The following is a 16,167-nucleotide window of genomic DNA, read 5'->3' on the forward strand; positions in this document are numbered from 1 at the left end:
TGTTAGCCCCTGACGAAACGCTCGATCGCCGCGATTTCATTCTGGCGGATGTCGTGGCCACCGGCATGCCATTCGATTTCAGTGCCTATGCCCTGCACCGTGAAGTAATCCGCCAAGGCCTGCGTTTGAGGCGCAGGGCAGATCGGATCACGTTCACCGGCCGTGATCAACACGCGACGGCCTGCAAGCGCCGCATTGTCCTTCGGACGGAACGGGATCAACGGATGCATCAGCACCGCCTTGTCGAACAGGCCGTCCTCGATCAGCACATTGGCCAGAATGTTCGCTCCGTTCGAGTAACCGAGGCCGACGATTTCCGTGGCCCCGTGCTCCTCGGACGTAGCCTTGACGAAGCTCGCCATCTTTTTTGTTGCCCGCGACAGGTCCGCCATGTCGTAGACGCCTTCACCGGTCCGTTTGAAGAAGCGGGCAGCGCCATGTTCCGACACGTCGCCGCGCGGCGAAACGATCGTTGCTTCCGGCATCAGTTGCGTGCCGAAGGTGAAGAACTGGTTTTCGTCGCCGCCCGTGCCGTGGAAGACGAAGAAGATCGGATTGCCGGGCTGGCCGGCCTTCAGTTTGTGGACGTAGCCGTGATCGGCCATGGAAATCTCCTTGTTGCTTGCCGGATGTCGCATCGGCGGCGGAGCATCGCCCGGCCGCCCTGCGCCCTAAGCTTCCAGCTTCTGCAGGTGGTTTTCGAGGACAGGCCGCAGGTGCTTGTGCTGTTGCGGCAGTTTCAGTGCTTCCCCGAGATGGGCGAGGTCCTCGTCGCGGTTGAAGCCCGGTTCATTGGTGGCGATCTCGAACAGGACACCGCCGGGCGTACGGAAGTAGATCGCCCAGAAGTAGTCGCGATCGATCACCGGGGTCACCTGATAGCCGGTGTCCATCAGCGCCTTGCGCACTTCGAGCTGCTTTTCCCTGTTGTCGACGGCAAAGGCGATGTGATGCACGGAGCCTGCGCCCTGGGCGGCGCGATTGAGGTTCGGCATGGTCTCGAGGTCGATCACGCCCGCGCCATTGCCACCCGGCATGATCAGGCGCGTGACGCCGTCCTTGCGGGCCAGTTCCTCGTAGCCCATGAACTTCAGAAGCTCCGCTGTCGCCACCTCGTCGCGAAGCCGCATCGCCGCCGAATGGAAGCCGCGGATCGCGTGATCCCCCGAAACGCCGCCGTCCGTCCAGGGCGCCCTCGGGTCGTCGCGCACTTCGACAAGCGCGAAGCCGTCACCATCAGGGCCTGCGAAATTCAACCGCTTTTCACCGAAGGTCTGTTCTTCCTTGAGCCCGGTGACGCCGAGGCTCGAAAGCCGCTCGCGCCAGAAGCCGAGCGACCCTTCAGGAACGGAAAAGACCGTGGTGCCGACTTCACCGGTGCCAGCACGCCCGCGCGGCATCTGCGGAAAGGGAAAGTAGGTCATCACCGTGCCAGGCGTTCCGGCCTCGTCGCCATAATAGAGGTGATAGACGTCAGGGGAATCGAAGTTCACCGTCTTCTTGACGCGGCGCATGCCGAGTGTCTTCGTGAAGAACTGGTTGTTGGTGAAGGCGTCGTCCGCCATCGACGTAACGTGATGCAGGCCCTTGATCTGATTGAGCATTGCCGTGATCCTTTCCGCCCGTCGAGACCGGGCTTTGTCATGACGCATAGATGCGCTCATCCGGGCCTTTACGAAAGACAGTCGCCACCAAACGCATTGTCTACGTTTTGTTGACGACTGAGGAAAATCGTTGAACGAACAGGGAGCACATACCCGACGTCTTGTGAGTGGACCGGCGGCTGCTTAATATTGGCATCAGCCACAGCGTGGCCATCGGGAGCGAGTGGGAGGAGGAGCCCGGACATTCCGTGAAATACCGCCTGATCCTTGCTGCCATCCTGCTGCCGCTGGTGGTTTCTGCCCTCGCCTGGCAGGGCAATGCGGTGGCGACGCGCAGCTACCTCGACGAGGCATCGGCACAGGCAAACACGGCACTCCGCCTCGCCGTGGCAGCGCTTGACGGCCATCTCAACCGTTATCAGGCCCTGCCCGCTCTGATTGCCGATCACGACGACATTCAGGAGCTGGCCACACGACCGCGCGACCGGCGGCTGAGAGAGGCCGTGAACGCCTATCTCAAAGACATCAATTCACTGCTCAAATCGTCCGATATCTATGTGATTACACCGGATGGCGACACGATTGCCGCCAGCAACTATGACGGCCCGACGAGCTTCGTCGGCCAGAACTTCAGCTACCGACCCTATTTCCAGGAGGCACTGCAAGGGCGGCAGTCCCGGTTCTATGCCCTTGGCACGACCTCGCTGAAGCGTGGCTATTATTTCGGCTCACCAATCCGCGTTGGTGACGACATCCGCGGCGTCATCGTGTTCAAGGTCGATATCGAGAGCATCGAGGCATCCTGGCAGGGCGGCGAGTACAAGATCTTCGTCTCCGACCCGGAGGGTATCGTTTTCATGTCCGGCACGCCGGAGTGGCTCTATGCGTCCGTGCTGCCGCTGACGCCCGAGCGGCTCGCGCGCACGGAAACGTCGAGACGCTACGCCGATGCGACATTGCGCGCGCTGCCTGTGACGCGCGGCCGCCTAACCGATCACGATCTGATGACGATCGCCTCCGGCGACAAGAGCCGGGAGTATCTGCTTTTATCCCAGCACATGGCCGACGCCGATTGGACAGTGAACGTGCTGACCGATACGGCATCCGTCCGTACCCAGGCGCTGACCACCGTTATCGCCGCCATCCTGCTTCTGTGTCTGACCGGCCTTGCCGCCGGTATTCTCTGGCAGCGGCGCGCCAGGCTCAACGAGCGCATTTCCATGCAGGCGGAAGCACAGGCCGAACTCGAGCGGCGCGTCGATGAGCGCACGGCCGATCTCGCGCGCGTCAACGTGCAGATTGAAGAGGAAGTCGCCGAACGGCGCCAGACCGAGCAACAGCTGCGCCGAACCCAGGCCGACCTGATCCAAGCAGGCAAACTCGCAGGTCTTGGCCAGATGTCGGCAGCGCTCTCGCACGAGTTCAACCAGCCGCTGGCGGCGGCAAAGACCTATGCCGACAGTGCAGTCTTGCTGATCGAGCGCGGGCGGGCTGACGAGGCCAGCGACAACATCCGGCGCATTTCCGGGCTGGTCGACCGCATGGCCGCAATCAGCCGGCACCTGCGCAATTTTGCCCGCAAGCCCAACGAGAAGCTGGGGCCGGTGCTGATCGAGGATGTCGTGCGCGACACGATGGAAATCGTCACAGTCAGGCTCAAGGCGGCGGCGGCCGAGATCGACATCGATCTGGGGCCGTCACCATTGGTGGTGCGCGCCGGCTCCGTCCGCCTGCAGCAGGTTCTGGTAAACGTGATCTCGAACGCGGCCGACGCGGTCGAGGGGCTTGACGATCGCCACATTCGGCTTCGTGCATGGCGCGACGGAGACAAGGTCGTGCTTGCGGTCAGCGATCGCGGTCCGGGCGTATCTGCGGCGATCGCCGAGCGCATCTTCGACCCGTTCTTTTCGACCAAGGGGGTCGGCAAGGGGCTGGGCCTTGGGCTGTCGATTTCCTATAACATCGTCAAGGACTTCGGCGGCAGCCTCGTTGCCACGAACCTCGCTGAAGGCGGTGCGGAATTCCGTATCGAACTTCCTGTTGCAGACGACCTGGGCCAGGAGGCCGCCGAATGATCGAAAGCCGTGTCCTGCTCGTCGATGACGAAGAGGAACTGCGCCATTCGAGTGCGCAGGCACTTGAGCTTGCCGGCTTCCGTGTCGAGACGTTCGCCAGCGCCGAGCGCGCCCTGGAATTCATCGGCTTTAGTTTTCCCGGCGTCGTCATCAGCGACATCCGCATGCCCGGCATGGACGGGATGACCTTTCTGCAGCGCATTCGCGAAATCGACGTAGAAGTGCCGGTGATCCTTGTTACCGGCCATGGCGACGTTCAGCTCGCCGTCCGCGCCATGCGCGAAGGCGCCTATGATTTTGTCGAAAAGCCTTTTACCGCGCAGATGCTCGCCGGCACCATTCGCCGCGCGCTCGACTGGCGCGCGCTGGTGCTCGAAAACCGGCGGCTCAAAGCCGTTGCCGGCAAGCGCGACGACATCGAGCAGCGGCTGCCCGGCCGAAGCCAAGTCATGGTCGATCTGCGCTACCGCATCCGTGCGATCGGCGCCTCCGATGCCGACACCTTGATCATCGGCGAGACCGGTGTCGGCAAAGAGGTCGTGGCCCGTACCCTGCACGATCTGAGCGCTAGGGCGAACAGTCCCTTCATCGCCATCAACTGCGCTGCCCTGCCGGAAAACCTGATCGAGAGCGAACTGTTCGGCCATGAGCCAGGCGCATTTCCCGGCGCGATCCGTCCACGCTACGGCAAGTTCGAACATGGGCGCGGCGGCACCATCCTGCTCGACGAAATCGGCTCGATGCCGATCGATCTGCAGGCGAAGTTCCTGCGCGTGCTGCAGGAGCGCGTGATTACCCGGCTCGGCTCCAACGAAGTCGTGCCGCTCGACGTTCGTTTCATCGCCACCAACAAGGTGGATCTGGAGCAGGAGGTGGCTGCAGGTCGCTTCCGGCCCGACCTTCTCTACCGCCTCAATGTCGCAACGCTGCGCGTGCCGCCGCTCGCACAACGCCGCGCCGACATTCCGCTCCTGTTCCTGCAGCTTGCGCGCGAATCCGCTGCGCGTTATGGCCGAGACGAAGTCGAGGTCTCACAGAACATGCTGGCCGAGATGGCCGAACGCAACTGGCCGGGCAACGTGCGTGAGTTGCGCAATGCTGCCGAAAGGCTCGTGCTGGGGCTGGACGCCACGTCGAGCGAGGCCGGCTCGCCCCTGACGAACGGCGGCCGCCTGGCAGACAAGGTCGCAGCCTTTGAGAAGGGGCTCATCGCCAACGCCATCGCCGCCCATGGCGGTGCGTTAAAACCGGTCTATGAATCGCTCGGCATCTCGCGCAAGACGCTCTATGAAAAGATGCAGAAGTTCGGGCTCGACAAGAAGCTCGTGGCGACCGACTTCACCGGCGACAACGATGGCCTCTAACATGACCGAGCCCCTGAACGAGAACAGGGGCGCGGATATCCACGCCCCTGCAAAGTTGTGACGGAACTGACGCCTCAGACGTTGAAGGCTGCCCCGATCAGCGTCCTGGTGTACGGCTCCCTCGGCGCGTCGAAGATCCCGTCGGTATCGCCTTCTTCGACGATCTTGCCGTTTTTCATCACGATTACGTAGTCCGACATCGCCTTCACCACCGACAGATCGTGGCTGATGAAGATGTAGGACAAACCGTGCGAGCGCTGCAGATCGCGCAGAAGCTCGATCACCTGCCCCTGCACCGAGCGGTCCAGCGCCGACGTCGGTTCGTCGAGAATGACGACCTTCGGTTTCAGGATCATCGCGCGCGCAATGGCGATGCGCTGCCGCTGGCCACCCGAAAACTCGTGCGGATAGCGGTTGCGCGACGCCGGATCGAGCCCGACTTCCTTCAGCGCCTCGATGGCACGACGGTCGCGATCGGCGCGGCTGAGTGCCGGCTCGTGCACGTGCAGACCTTCGGTGATGATTTCACCGACGGTGCGGCGTGGAGACAGCGAACCGTAGGGATCCTGGAACACCAGCTGCAGCGCCCGCCTGAGCGGACGCATCTGGCCGCGATCGAAGCCGGAAATGTCTGTCGTTCCGAAGCGGTAGTAGCCGCTGCTCGGCAGAAGCCGCAGCAACGCCCGCCCGAGCGTCGACTTTCCGGAGCCGGATTCGCCGACAACGCCGATCGTCTGGCCTTCGCGAAGACGCAAGGTGACCTTGTCGACCGCGCGGAATACGGCATTGCCGCGGGTGAAGAAGCCGCCGCCGATCGCGTAATCGACACAGACGTCCCGGCCTTCAAGGATGATCGGCGCATTGTCTGCCGGTGCTGCCTTGCGGCCGCTCGGTTCTGCCGCGAGCAGCATCTTCGTGTAGTCGGCCTGCGGCCGCTCGAAGATGTCGGCCGTGGTGCCTTGCTCCACCACTTCGCCACGGCGCATCACTGCGACCCGTTCGGCGAAATGCTTGACGATGCCGAGGTCGTGGGTGATCAGCACGATCGCCATGCCGAAGCGCTTCTGCAGCGACTTCAACAGATCCAGGATCTGTGCCTGGATCGTCACGTCAAGGGCCGTCGTCGGCTCGTCGGCAATAAGCAGGTCCGGCTCGTTGGCAAGCGCCATCGCGATCATCACACGCTGGCGTTGGCCGCCCGAAAGCTCGTGCGGATAGCTATCGATGCGCCGGCCCGGTTCGGGGATGCCGACCAGTTCGAGCAGTTCCAGCACGCGCGCGCGCGCCTGCTTGAACGTGCCGCCGCGGTGATGGACGATCGGCTCGGCAATCTGCCGGCCGATCGTGTAGAGCGGGTCGAGCGAGGTCATCGGCTCCTGGAAGATCATGGTGATCTTGGAACCGCGCACGCCGTTCAGCGCCTTGGGCGAAAGCCCCACCAGTTCCTGACCGCGATAGCGGGCGGAGCCGGTAACCGTGCCGTTCTTGGCAAGCAGGCCCATGATGCCCATCATCGTCTGGCTCTTGCCCGAGCCGGACTCACCGACCACCGCAAGTGTCTCGCCGGTGCGCACATCAAGATCGATGCCCTTGACCGCATCGACCGTGCCATCCGGCGTCGAGAAGTTCACCTTGAGGCCGCGGACGGCCAGGATCGTTTCGTTGGTATCAGCCATATCAGCGGTCCTTCGGGTCGAGCGCGTCGCGCAGGCCGTCGCCGACGAAGTTCAGCGAGAACAGCGTCAGAACAAAGAAGATGGCCGGGAAGATTAAGAGCCAGGGTGCGGACTGGATGTTGTTGGCGCCTTCCGAGATCAGCGCGCCCCAGCTCGTCAGCGGCGCCTGAACACCCAGGCCGAGGAAGGAGAGGAAGCTCTCGAGCAGGATCACCTTCGGCACGACGACGGTGACGAAGACGATGACCGGACCGATGGTATTCGGAATGATGTGCCGGCGGATGATCTGCCAGTCGGTCAGGCCGAGTGCCTGCGCCGCGCCGACGAATTCCCGCCGTTTCAGCGCCAGTGTCTGGCCACGCACGATGCGGGCCATATCCAGCCATTCGACCGCGCCGATCACCAGGAAGATCAGGATGAACGACCGCCCGAAGAAGACGACGAGAACAACGACGAGGAAGACGAAGGGCAGAGAATACATGATCTCCACCAATCGCATCATGACGTTGTCGACGCGGCCCCCGATGTAGCCCGATGTCGCGCCGTAGACGACGCCGATGCCGAGCGACACGAGGCTGGCGAGCAGACCGACGGCGATCGAAATCTGGCCACCGAGCATGACGCGCACCAAGAGGTCGCGACCGTTCGAATCGGTGCCGAACGGGAAGTATTCGCGGTCGACCTGGCCGGTGACCTTGAGGGTACGCCCCTCGTCCTCGGTCGCCACGACCTGGGTGTCGCGGAACTCGTTGGCACGATCGAAGTAGCGCGTCGCGCGCGCGTCAATCGGCTGCTCGGAGGTGATGGTCGCGGTGAAGGCCTCCCCCTCAACGTTGAACTCCTTCAACGTCACGCGGGCGCGTGTCGCAACGCCTTCCATGACCTCTTGCAGCGTGGACGTATCCGGGCGCGGCTCGAGACTCGGACCGATGTTCACGTAGGACGGAAACACCTGATCATAGGTATGCGGCACGAACAGCGGGCCCAGGAACGAGAAGACCGCGATCAGCGCCAGCATGACACAGCCGGCCATGGCCGCACGGTTGCGCTTGAAGCGCATGGCAGCCAGTTGGAAGAGGCTACGCCCCTTGGTTTCCGGCGCTGCCGCCGGCGTCTGGACGATATCAGTCATGGCGAACCCTCGGATCGAGCAGGCCGTAGAGAATGTCGACCAAAAGATTGAAAACGATAACGAAGATGGCAACGAGAATGACCGTGCCCATTACCAGCGTATAGTCGCGGTTGATCGCCCCGAGGACGAAGTAGCGACCGACGCCCGGAATGGTGAAGATCGTCTCGACCACGGCCGAGCCCGTCAGCAGTGCCGCCGCGCAAGGTGCGAGGTAGGAGACGACAGGCAGCATCGCCCCGCGCATGGCGTGGGTAACGACAACGGTTCTTGCGGGGAGACCATAGGCCTTGGCGGTGCGGATATGATCGGTGTGCAGTGCCTCGATCATCGAACCGCGGGTCAGGCGCGCGAAGACGGCCAACTGCGGCAGCGCCAGCGCGATCATCGGCAGGATCAGGTAGCGCATCGAACCGTCGCCCCAGCCGCCAGCCGGTAGCCAGGCCAAGCCGATGGCAAAGACCAGCGTGAGCACAGGGCCAACGACGAAGTTCGGTACTGTGACGCCCAGCGTCGAGACCGACATGATCGTGAAGTCGAGGATGCTGTTTTGCCGAAGCGCGGCAATCGTGCCGGCGATGACGCCGCCGATCACTGCAAACAACAGGGCATACAGGCCGAGCTCAATCGAATAGGGCAAGCCCTTGCCGATCAACTGCGCGACGTTGTTGTCCTTGTAGATATAGCTCGGGCCAAAGTCGCCGGTCACCGCATTGCTAAGATAGTGAACGTATTGGCGCCACAGGGGCTGGTCGAGCTGATACGTCGCCATCAGGTTCGCCATCGTTTGCGGCGGAAGGGGACGCTCGAGGTTGAAGGGGCCGCCAGGGGCAAACCGCATCAGGAAAAACGAAATGGTGACGACGATAAACAAGGTCGGCACCGCACTCGCCAATCGGCGAAGGATGAAGGAAATCATGGACTTACTCCGGAGGCGACGCGCGGCATTCTCGCCGCGCGTCGTCCCTGTTCGTTATTCGGCGACGCTCAGGAACCGGCTCAGGTGCTGGTTCGGTGAGTTGTCCTGCCAGCCCTTGACGCGGTCGGAAACCAGCCACAGGTCGGCCTGGGTCAGAAGCGGAGCGATCGGCTGTTCCTTCATCAGCAGAGCTTCGGCTTCATGCAGCAGCTTGGAGCGCGCTGCCGGATCCTGCTCCTCGTAGGACTTCTTCATGAGGCCATCGAATTCAGCGTTTTCGAAGTGGCCGTAGTTGAAAGTCTTGTTGGAGCTGAGGCTGAGAGCGAGGAAGTTCTCGGCATCGGCGTAGTCAGCAACCCAGCCGGCGCGCGCCACGTTGAACTTGCCGCCTTCCTGCAGGTAGGCGTAGTGCGAGGACACGTCGAGGTTCACCAACGACACCTTGGCGCCGAAGGTGTTCTTCCACATGTCGGCAACGGCAGTCGCAACGCGCTCATGGTTCGGATTGGTGTTGTAGCGCAACTCGATTTCGAGCGGCTTGCCACCTTCGCCGTAACCGGCTTCCTTCATCAGAGCCAGCGCCTTGTCTTCGCGATCGAGCTGCGACAGGGTGCCGAACTCGGCCTTGGACGGGTCGCCGTAGCTCTCGATGCCCGGGGGCACCATCGAGTAGGCCGGAAGCTGCGAGCCTGCGTAGATTTCCTTGGCCAAGAAGTCACGGTCGACGGCCATGGACAGCGCCTGGCGGACGCGAACGTCGCTATAGGGCTCCTGGCGGGTGTCGAAGGCGTAGTAGTAGGTCGCGAGCGTCGGCGACACGTGGACCTGGTCGCCATGGGACTTGCGCAGACGATCAAGCTGATCGGCCGAGAAGTTGTAGGCGAGATCCATTTCCTTGGCTTCGAAGCGGCGAACCGAAGCGGCCTGGTCGTCGATCGGGTAGAAGATGACCTTGTCGAGCTTGACGTTGGCGGCGTCCCAGTAGTTGGGGTTCTTGACGGCTGTCAGGCTGTCGTTCGGAACGTGGGCGGCGAGCGTGAATGCACCGTTCGAAACCATGACGCCCGGCTTGACGAAGTCCGCGCCGTTCTTTTCGACGCTCGCCTTGCTGACCGGAAGCGCGGTCTGGTGCGCCAGCAGTTCGAGGAAGAACGGGGTCGGGCGCTCAAGCGTGATTTCAAGCGTCTTGTCGTCGACGGCTTTCAAGCCGAGCTGATCGGTCGGCAGTTCGCCCTTGTTGACCTTTTCGGCGTTCTTGATCGGGAAGAGGATGTTGGCGTAGCCGGCAGCGGTCTTCGGGTCTTCGACACGACGGAACGAGAAGACGAAATCTTCGGCCGTCACCGGCGAACCGTCGGACCACTTGGCATCAGCGCGCAGCTTGAACGTATAGACCGTGCCGTCGTCCGAAAGCTCCCACGTTTCGGCTGCACCCGGGACGATCTTGCCCGAAGCGTCATAGATCGTCAGGCCTTCGTAGAGATCCTTCAGGATGAACTCTTCGATGTTGATCGACGTATGGGCCTGGTCCAGCGTCTGCGGCTCACCGGCATTGCCACGATGCAGGACAGCTTCGGCAAGAGCCGGGCTTGCTCCGATGAGCAACGAGCCGATCAGCGCGGCAGCGCTAAGGTTGAGTTTCAGTGAGGCCATTTCGTTTCTCTCCTTCCCCTTTTTTGGGTTTGTGATCGCAGGAGAGAAGTGCAAATCTTTCGCAAACGCAAGGCGGATTCTGCAGCCAGCTGCATCTTTATCTATAGAGCCGTAATTTTGTGAACTTTAAAGTTGTATTTCGTTTGCGATCGTTTTCGTCGCTTTTGCGACGCAGATGTGACAGCGGCGCGGTCATCCACGCCTATCTACTGTAACGTTTTAGATGCGGCCGGCGCTTTGCCGGATAGTGGCCAGGAATCAGCCGCCGTGCAAACTTCGTGAATTCAAGAGGCAGTTTACGTAATGTGCGGAAAGAAACAGGGCCTTAGCCGCAATCTTCTTGCAGAACGTCGACTGGACGGTAACACCGTGCTTCCGCACTGGCAATTTCCAACCCAGTGCAACTCGCCAACGGCACGCGCAAAAGTAGCATTTGGCCCGATCGGTTCGACCGGCTGTGACGCACCACTAGAAAGCGAAACGGTTAGATCCGTCCTGTTGCATCCAGTCCACAGTAAAATCGATTGAAGCGCGTCCGACACCCCTCGCAGCCAGCCCCTCGCCCGTTGCCAAACCACTTTGATGAACTATTGTGCGCCTGACTTCGGTGGGCGCGACCATTTCGCACGCGTTGTCACGTCGCACGGCAAATCCGGCCATCGAATGGTGTCGATGGAGCCACGGGCGACGGCACGGCCGGACCAATTTCGTCGCGCACCAAATTGCGCAGAGACATATAAAGGGAGATTATCGAATGGCATTGATCACATTGCGGCAACTGCTCGACCATGCGGCGGAGAACGACTACGCACTGCCGGCGTTCAATGTGAACAATCTCGAATACATTCAGGCCGTCATGCGCGCTGCTGACGCCACTGATTCTCCCGTTATCCTGCAAGCCAGCCGCGGTGCTCGCTCCTACGCGGGCGACGCTTTCCTGCGCCACCTCATCCTGGGCGCAGCGGAAGAATATCCGCACATTCCGGTTTGTCTGCATCTCGACCACGGCGACCAACCGTCGACGTGCATTTCGGCGATCACCAACGGCTTTACATCGGTCATGATGGACGGTTCGCTCGAAAAGGACGGCAAGACCGTCGCCAGCTATGAATACAATGTCGCAGTCACTGCCGAAGTCGTGAAGATCGCGCATGCGGCCGGTGTTTCGGTCGAAGGCGAACTCGGCTGCCTCGGCAACCTTGAAACCGGCGCCGGCGACAAGGAAGATGGCCACGGCTTCGAGGGCAAGCTGTCGCGCGAGGAACTGCTCACAGATCCGGAGCAGGCTTTCGACTTCGTCACCAAGACCGGCGTCGATGCGCTTGCCGTCGCCATCGGCACCAGCCATGGCGCCTACAAGTTTACCCGCGAGCCGGATGGCGACATCCTGTCGATCGAAACCATTGCCAAGATCAACAAGCGCCTGCCGAACACCCATCTCGTCATGCACGGTTCGTCGTCGGTTCCGAAGGATCTGCAGGATCTGTTCAACACCTATGGCGGCAAGATGAAGCCGACCTGGGGTGTTCCGGTCTCCGAAATCCAGAAGGCGATCCCGCTCGGCGTTCGCAAGGTCAACATCGACACCGACCTGCGTCTGGCCATGACCGGCACAATCCGCAAGAACTTCGCCGAGAACCCGGAGAATTTCGACCCGCGCACCTATCTGAAGCCGGCAACGGCTCTCATGACCGAGGTTTGCCGCGAGCGCTTCGAAGCTTTCCGGACTGCCGGCAAGGCATCGAAGATCCGCACTCTGCGCCTGCCGGAAATGGCCAAGCGCTACGCCGCGGCCTGATTGGCATGAGGCACGCCGCTGTCAGAATGTCGGCGGCGTGTTGATCCACAGAAGCACCGTTTCGCCGTCATGCCGGTTTGTCCAGGCATGGCGGCGTTTGCTTTCGAAGTAGAGCGAGTCGCCGACGCCAAGGTCGTAAAACTGGTCATTGTCGAGAATGAACTCGACGCGCCCAGAAAGCACGTAGACGAATTCCTCTCCCTCATGCCGGTAGGCGCCTTCGCTCGAAGCGCCGGGCTCCAGCACAAATCGATGGCAGTCCATCTGGTTGCGACCATCGGCAAGAAGCTGCACCGTGACGCCGGGCGTCGTCTTCGGCCAGGCACGCCATTCACCCGCGCGAACGACGGCCCGTGCGTCAGCCTCCGCCTCGCCCGACAGGCTCGAAACCGTCGTTCCAAAATACTCGGCGATGTTATGCAAGACGGCAACCGACACGCCTTGCGAGGTCCGCTCGAGCGTGGAGAGCACGGAAGCGGCAATCCCGATTTCGCTCGCGACCAGTTCCAGCGTCTTGCCGGCGGCATGGCGCAGACTGCGCAACTTGCGGCCGACCTGATTGTCGATCCCGCTCTCTCCCGCCGCCGGCGCGTCGTCGTCCGCAGCCGCCTCGGCTTCGAGCGCCTCTCGGATCGCTGCGGGGTTCAGACCGCGTTCGACGCGAAACCAGGAAATGCGCTTCAACCGGGCAAGATCGGCTTCCGTGTATTGCCGGTGACCCGTCGGTGAGCGCTCCGGAACGACCAGCCCTTGCGTCTCCCACAATCGGAGCGTCGAGGCGGACACACCCGCCAGTCGTGCAGCCTCGGCAACCTTGTAGCGCACGCCGCTCATTTTTTCTTCCTTGTTACAACCGTCTGGCCCGGCAGCGAATCTGCGCCGCACACGCGCGCTGGCGAACTTAGCCGTCCGGCCCAAGCTTTTACAAGAATGCCTCATCAGCGCCAGTGGTCTCTCGATCACCAAATTTGATTTGCATTCCATTTTGAAAGATGTACCACTTCCTAAATAAACTTGCAGAAAAAATGCAACATATTGCCTTCGCCAGCAACAGGACACGCACCATGACTAGCCTCACCGATCGTAAGAACGCTGCCATTTCCCGCGGCGTGGGCATGACCACGCAGATCTACGCCGACCGTGCGGAAAACGCCGAGATCTGGGACAAGGAAGGCAACCGCTATATCGACTTCGCCTCCGGCATTGCCGTGGTCAACACCGGCCACCGCCATCCGAAGGTGATCGCCGCCGTCAAGGCGCAGCTCGATCGTTTCACCCACACTTGCCATCAGGTTGTGCCTTACGAGACCTATGTGCATCTCGCCGAGCGCCTGAACGCGCTCGCGCCCGGCGATTTCGCCAAGAAGACGATCTTCGTCACCACAGGTGCTGAGGCTGTCGAAAATGCGGTGAAGATCGCCCGTGCGGCGACTGGCCGCCAGGCCGTGATCGCCTTTGGCGGCGGCTTCCACGGCCGCACATTCATGGGTATGGCGCTGACCGGCAAGGTGGTGCCGTACAAGGTCGGCTTCGGCGCCATGCCGGGCGACGTCTTCCACGCGCCCTTCCCGATCGAGCTTCACGGCATCACCGTCGAGCAGTCGCTGGCCGCGCTGAAGAAGCTGTTTGCCGCCGATGTCGATCCTGGCCGGGTCGCAGCGATCATCATCGAGCCGGTGCAGGGCGAAGGCGGATTCTATCCGGTTCCGCCAGCCTTCATGAAGGCACTGCGCGAAATCTGCGACCAGCACGGCATCCTCTTGATTGCCGATGAAGTCCAGACCGGCTTTGCCCGCACGGGCAAGATGTTTGCGATGGATCATCACGAGGTCGCTGCCGATCTGATGACGATGGCAAAGAGCCTTGCCGGTGGCTTCCCGCTCGCTGCCGTCACCGGCCGCGCCGAGATCATGGACGCGCCGGCCCCCGGCGGTCTTGGCGGCACCTATGGCGGCAATCCGCTCGGTATTGCCGCAGCGCATGCCGTGCTCGACGTCATAGCCGAGGAGAAACTTTGTGAACGGGCCGAACAGCTTGGCGGCCGACTGAAGCAGCGCCTTGCCGCGATCCGCGAGCAGGCGCCCGAGATCGTCGACATCCGCGGCCCGGGCTTCATGAACGCCGTGGAATTCAATGATGTGAAGACCAATCTGCCGAGCGCCGATTTCGCCAACAAGGTTCGGCTGATCGCGCTCGACAAGGGCCTGATCCTGCTCACCTGCGGCGTGCACGGCAACGTCATTCGGTTCCTGGCACCGATCACGATCCAGGACAACGTCTTTGCCGAGGCGCTCGACATCCTCGAAGCCTCGATCCTCGAAGCGCGCGGTTGACGCCTTGCCGGGCGACCGCTAACGCGGTTGTCCGGGCCGATGAAATGGCTCCGGGCGTCGGGAGGAACGACGCCCGCAAAAACAAACAGGAAGCGGGCCGGTCGGCATGCGACGGGCATCGCTGGAGGACGCCCATCATGACCCTGACGCCGGCCTTGACCAAACACCTGCGTGACGCCGAACTGTTTTCTGGTTTAGACGGCGTTGCGCATTGCGCCGGGAATTGGACGGGCGCGACCTTCGATGTTTTCAACCCGTCGAGCGGAGAGTTGCTGGCGTCGTTGCCGGATATGGGCATTGCACAGGCGAGTGCTGCGATCGATGCGGCCGCCGCCGCGCAAGCCCTTTGGGCAGCAAAACCGGCCAAGGATCGAAGTGCCGTGCTTCGACGCTGGCACGACCTGATTATTGCCCATGCCGACGATCTCGCCGCCATCCTCACCACCGAAATGGGCAAGCCGATAGGGGAATCGAAGGGCGAGGTGCTGCACGCTGCCGCCTACGTCGAGTGGTACGCCGAGGAGGCCAAGCGCATCTATGGCGAAACCTTCCCGGCACCAGCCAATGACCGACGCATGCTCGTCATCAAGCAGCCGGTCGGCGTCGTCGGTACGATTACCCCGTGGAACTTTCCTGCTTCCATGGTCGCCCGCAAGATCGCGCCCGCGCTTGCCGCCGGCTGCACCATCGTGTTGAAGCCCGCCGAACAGACGCCACTCGTTGCCGGCGCCATGTTCGTGCTCGCCGAGAAGGCCGGCTTCCCTGCAGGCGTCGTCAATCTGCTCTACGCTTCGGAAGGGGCTGCGATTGGGCGCGAACTCTGCAGCAACCCCAAGGTCCGCAAGATCAGCTTTACCGGCTCGACCGAAGTTGGGCGCCTGCTGATGCGCCAGTGTTCAGATCAGATCAAGAAGGTGAGCCTGGAACTCGGCGGCAATGCCCCCTTCATCGTTTTCGACGATGCCGATATCGACGAGGCGGTCGATGGTGCGGTCCAGGCGAAGTTCCGCAATGCCGGTCAAACCTGCGTTTCGGCCAACCGCATCTATGTTCAATCGGCTGTGCATGACGCGTTTGCCGAGAAATTCGTGGCGCGCGTCGCCGAACTCTCCGTCGGCGACGGCTTTTCCGCCGGCGTCACCATCGGCCCGATGATCGACCGGCACGCGATCGAGAAGATCGCAGCCCACGTCGCCGATGCCGTGTCGAAAGGCGCGCAAGTGCGCGCCGGCGGGCGTCGCATCGGCACGTCGGGCACCTTCTTCGAGCCGACGGTCCTTACCGGCATCTCGACCGACATGCGCGTCGCTCAGGAAGAAACATTTGGCCCGATCGCCCCGATCATCCGCTTCGAGACCGCCGAACAGGTGATCGCCGAGGCGAACGATACGATCTATGGCCTCGCCGCCTATTTCTACGCCGAGAGCCTCAAGCGCGTATGGCATGTCGCCGAGGCGCTCGAATACGGCATGGTCGGCATCAATACCGGGCGCATGTCCTCGGAGGCCGCCCCCTTCGGCGGCATCAAGCAGTCGGGTATCGGCCGTGAGGGCTCCCGCCACGGGCTCGAGGACTATCTGGAAATGAAGTATCTCTGCATGGGCAACATCTGACGT

12 protein-coding genes are annotated in these 16,167 nt (G+C 62.0%); 5 read left to right on the top strand and 7 right to left on the bottom strand.

Annotated elements, in window-relative coordinates; genetic code table 11:
- Positions 1 to 2: 2 nt before the first annotated feature.
- Positions 3 to 605: an alpha/beta hydrolase gene (locus tag HT585_RS26100; RefSeq protein ID WP_176355720.1), complete on the bottom strand. Its 603-nt coding sequence runs from the start codon at positions 603 to 605 to the stop codon at positions 3 to 5.
- A gap of 66 nt (positions 606 to 671) precedes the next feature.
- Positions 672 to 1,604, bottom strand: coding sequence for a VOC family protein (locus HT585_RS26105; protein WP_176355721.1), 933 nt, complete (start codon positions 1,602 to 1,604; stop codon positions 672 to 674).
- A 248-nt stretch (positions 1,605 to 1,852) separates the two neighbouring features.
- On the opposite strand from HT585_RS26105, the gene HT585_RS26110 reads away from it, so the two are divergent.
- Positions 1,853 to 3,679: an ATP-binding protein gene (locus HT585_RS26110; protein WP_176355722.1), complete on the top strand. Its 1,827-nt coding sequence runs from the start codon at positions 1,853 to 1,855 to the stop codon at positions 3,677 to 3,679.
- Positions 3,676 to 5,043: a sigma-54-dependent transcriptional regulator gene (locus HT585_RS26115; protein ID WP_176355723.1), complete on the top strand. Its 1,368-nt coding sequence runs from the start codon at positions 3,676 to 3,678 to the stop codon at positions 5,041 to 5,043. Before HT585_RS26110 ends, HT585_RS26115 begins: the two co-directional genes overlap by 4 nt.
- A gap of 74 nt (positions 5,044 to 5,117) precedes the next feature.
- On the opposite strand, the gene HT585_RS26120 is transcribed toward HT585_RS26115, so the two are convergent.
- The 4 genes from HT585_RS26120 to HT585_RS26135 are packed head-to-tail and all read right to left on the bottom strand — an operon-like array spanning position 5,118 to position 10,420.
- Positions 5,118 to 6,719, bottom strand: a complete 1,602-nt coding sequence (locus HT585_RS26120; protein WP_176355724.1) for an ABC transporter ATP-binding protein — start codon at positions 6,717 to 6,719, stop codon at positions 5,118 to 5,120.
- Position 6,720: 1 nt separating this feature from the next.
- Positions 6,721 to 7,851, bottom strand: a complete 1,131-nt coding sequence (locus HT585_RS26125) for an ABC transporter permease (protein WP_176355725.1) — start codon at positions 7,849 to 7,851, stop codon at positions 6,721 to 6,723.
- The gene (gene oppB / locus HT585_RS26130) at positions 7,844 to 8,767 is read right to left on the bottom strand and encodes an oligopeptide ABC transporter permease OppB (RefSeq protein ID WP_176355726.1); all 924 of its coding nucleotides are present in this window, start codon (positions 8,765 to 8,767) and stop codon (positions 7,844 to 7,846) included. Before oppB ends, HT585_RS26125 begins: the two co-directional genes overlap by 8 nt.
- Positions 8,768 to 8,821: 54 nt before the next feature.
- Positions 8,822 to 10,420, bottom strand: a complete 1,599-nt coding sequence (locus tag HT585_RS26135) for a peptide ABC transporter substrate-binding protein (protein ID WP_176355727.1) — start codon at positions 10,418 to 10,420, stop codon at positions 8,822 to 8,824.
- A 754-nt stretch (positions 10,421 to 11,174) separates the two neighbouring features.
- Here HT585_RS26135 and fba point away from each other — a divergent pair.
- A complete protein-coding gene (fba, locus tag HT585_RS26140; RefSeq protein WP_057211221.1) occupies positions 11,175 to 12,218 on the top strand; it encodes a class II fructose-bisphosphate aldolase in 1,044 nt (347 codons plus the stop codon).
- Between the two features lie 21 nt (positions 12,219 to 12,239).
- Here fba and HT585_RS26145 read toward each other — a convergent pair whose 3' ends face one another.
- A complete protein-coding gene (locus HT585_RS26145; RefSeq protein WP_176355728.1) occupies positions 12,240 to 13,052 on the bottom strand; it encodes a MerR family transcriptional regulator in 813 nt (270 codons plus the stop codon).
- Positions 13,053 to 13,282: 230 nt separating this feature from the next.
- Between HT585_RS26145 and HT585_RS26150 the strand changes: the two genes are divergently transcribed.
- Both HT585_RS26150 and HT585_RS26155 read left to right on the top strand, forming a co-directional pair.
- Entirely contained in the window at positions 13,283 to 14,551 is a 1,269-nt protein-coding gene (locus HT585_RS26150; RefSeq protein WP_173422973.1) for a 4-aminobutyrate--2-oxoglutarate transaminase, read from the top strand.
- Positions 14,552 to 14,688: 137 nt separating this feature from the next.
- Positions 14,689 to 16,164: an NAD-dependent succinate-semialdehyde dehydrogenase gene (locus HT585_RS26155; RefSeq protein WP_176355729.1), complete on the top strand. Its 1,476-nt coding sequence runs from the start codon at positions 14,689 to 14,691 to the stop codon at positions 16,162 to 16,164.
- The last annotated feature ends 3 nt before the right edge of the window (positions 16,165 to 16,167 follow it).

Source organism: Ensifer oleiphilus, assembly GCF_013371465.1.
GTDB lineage: Bacteria > Pseudomonadota > Alphaproteobacteria > Rhizobiales > Rhizobiaceae > Ensifer > Ensifer oleiphilus.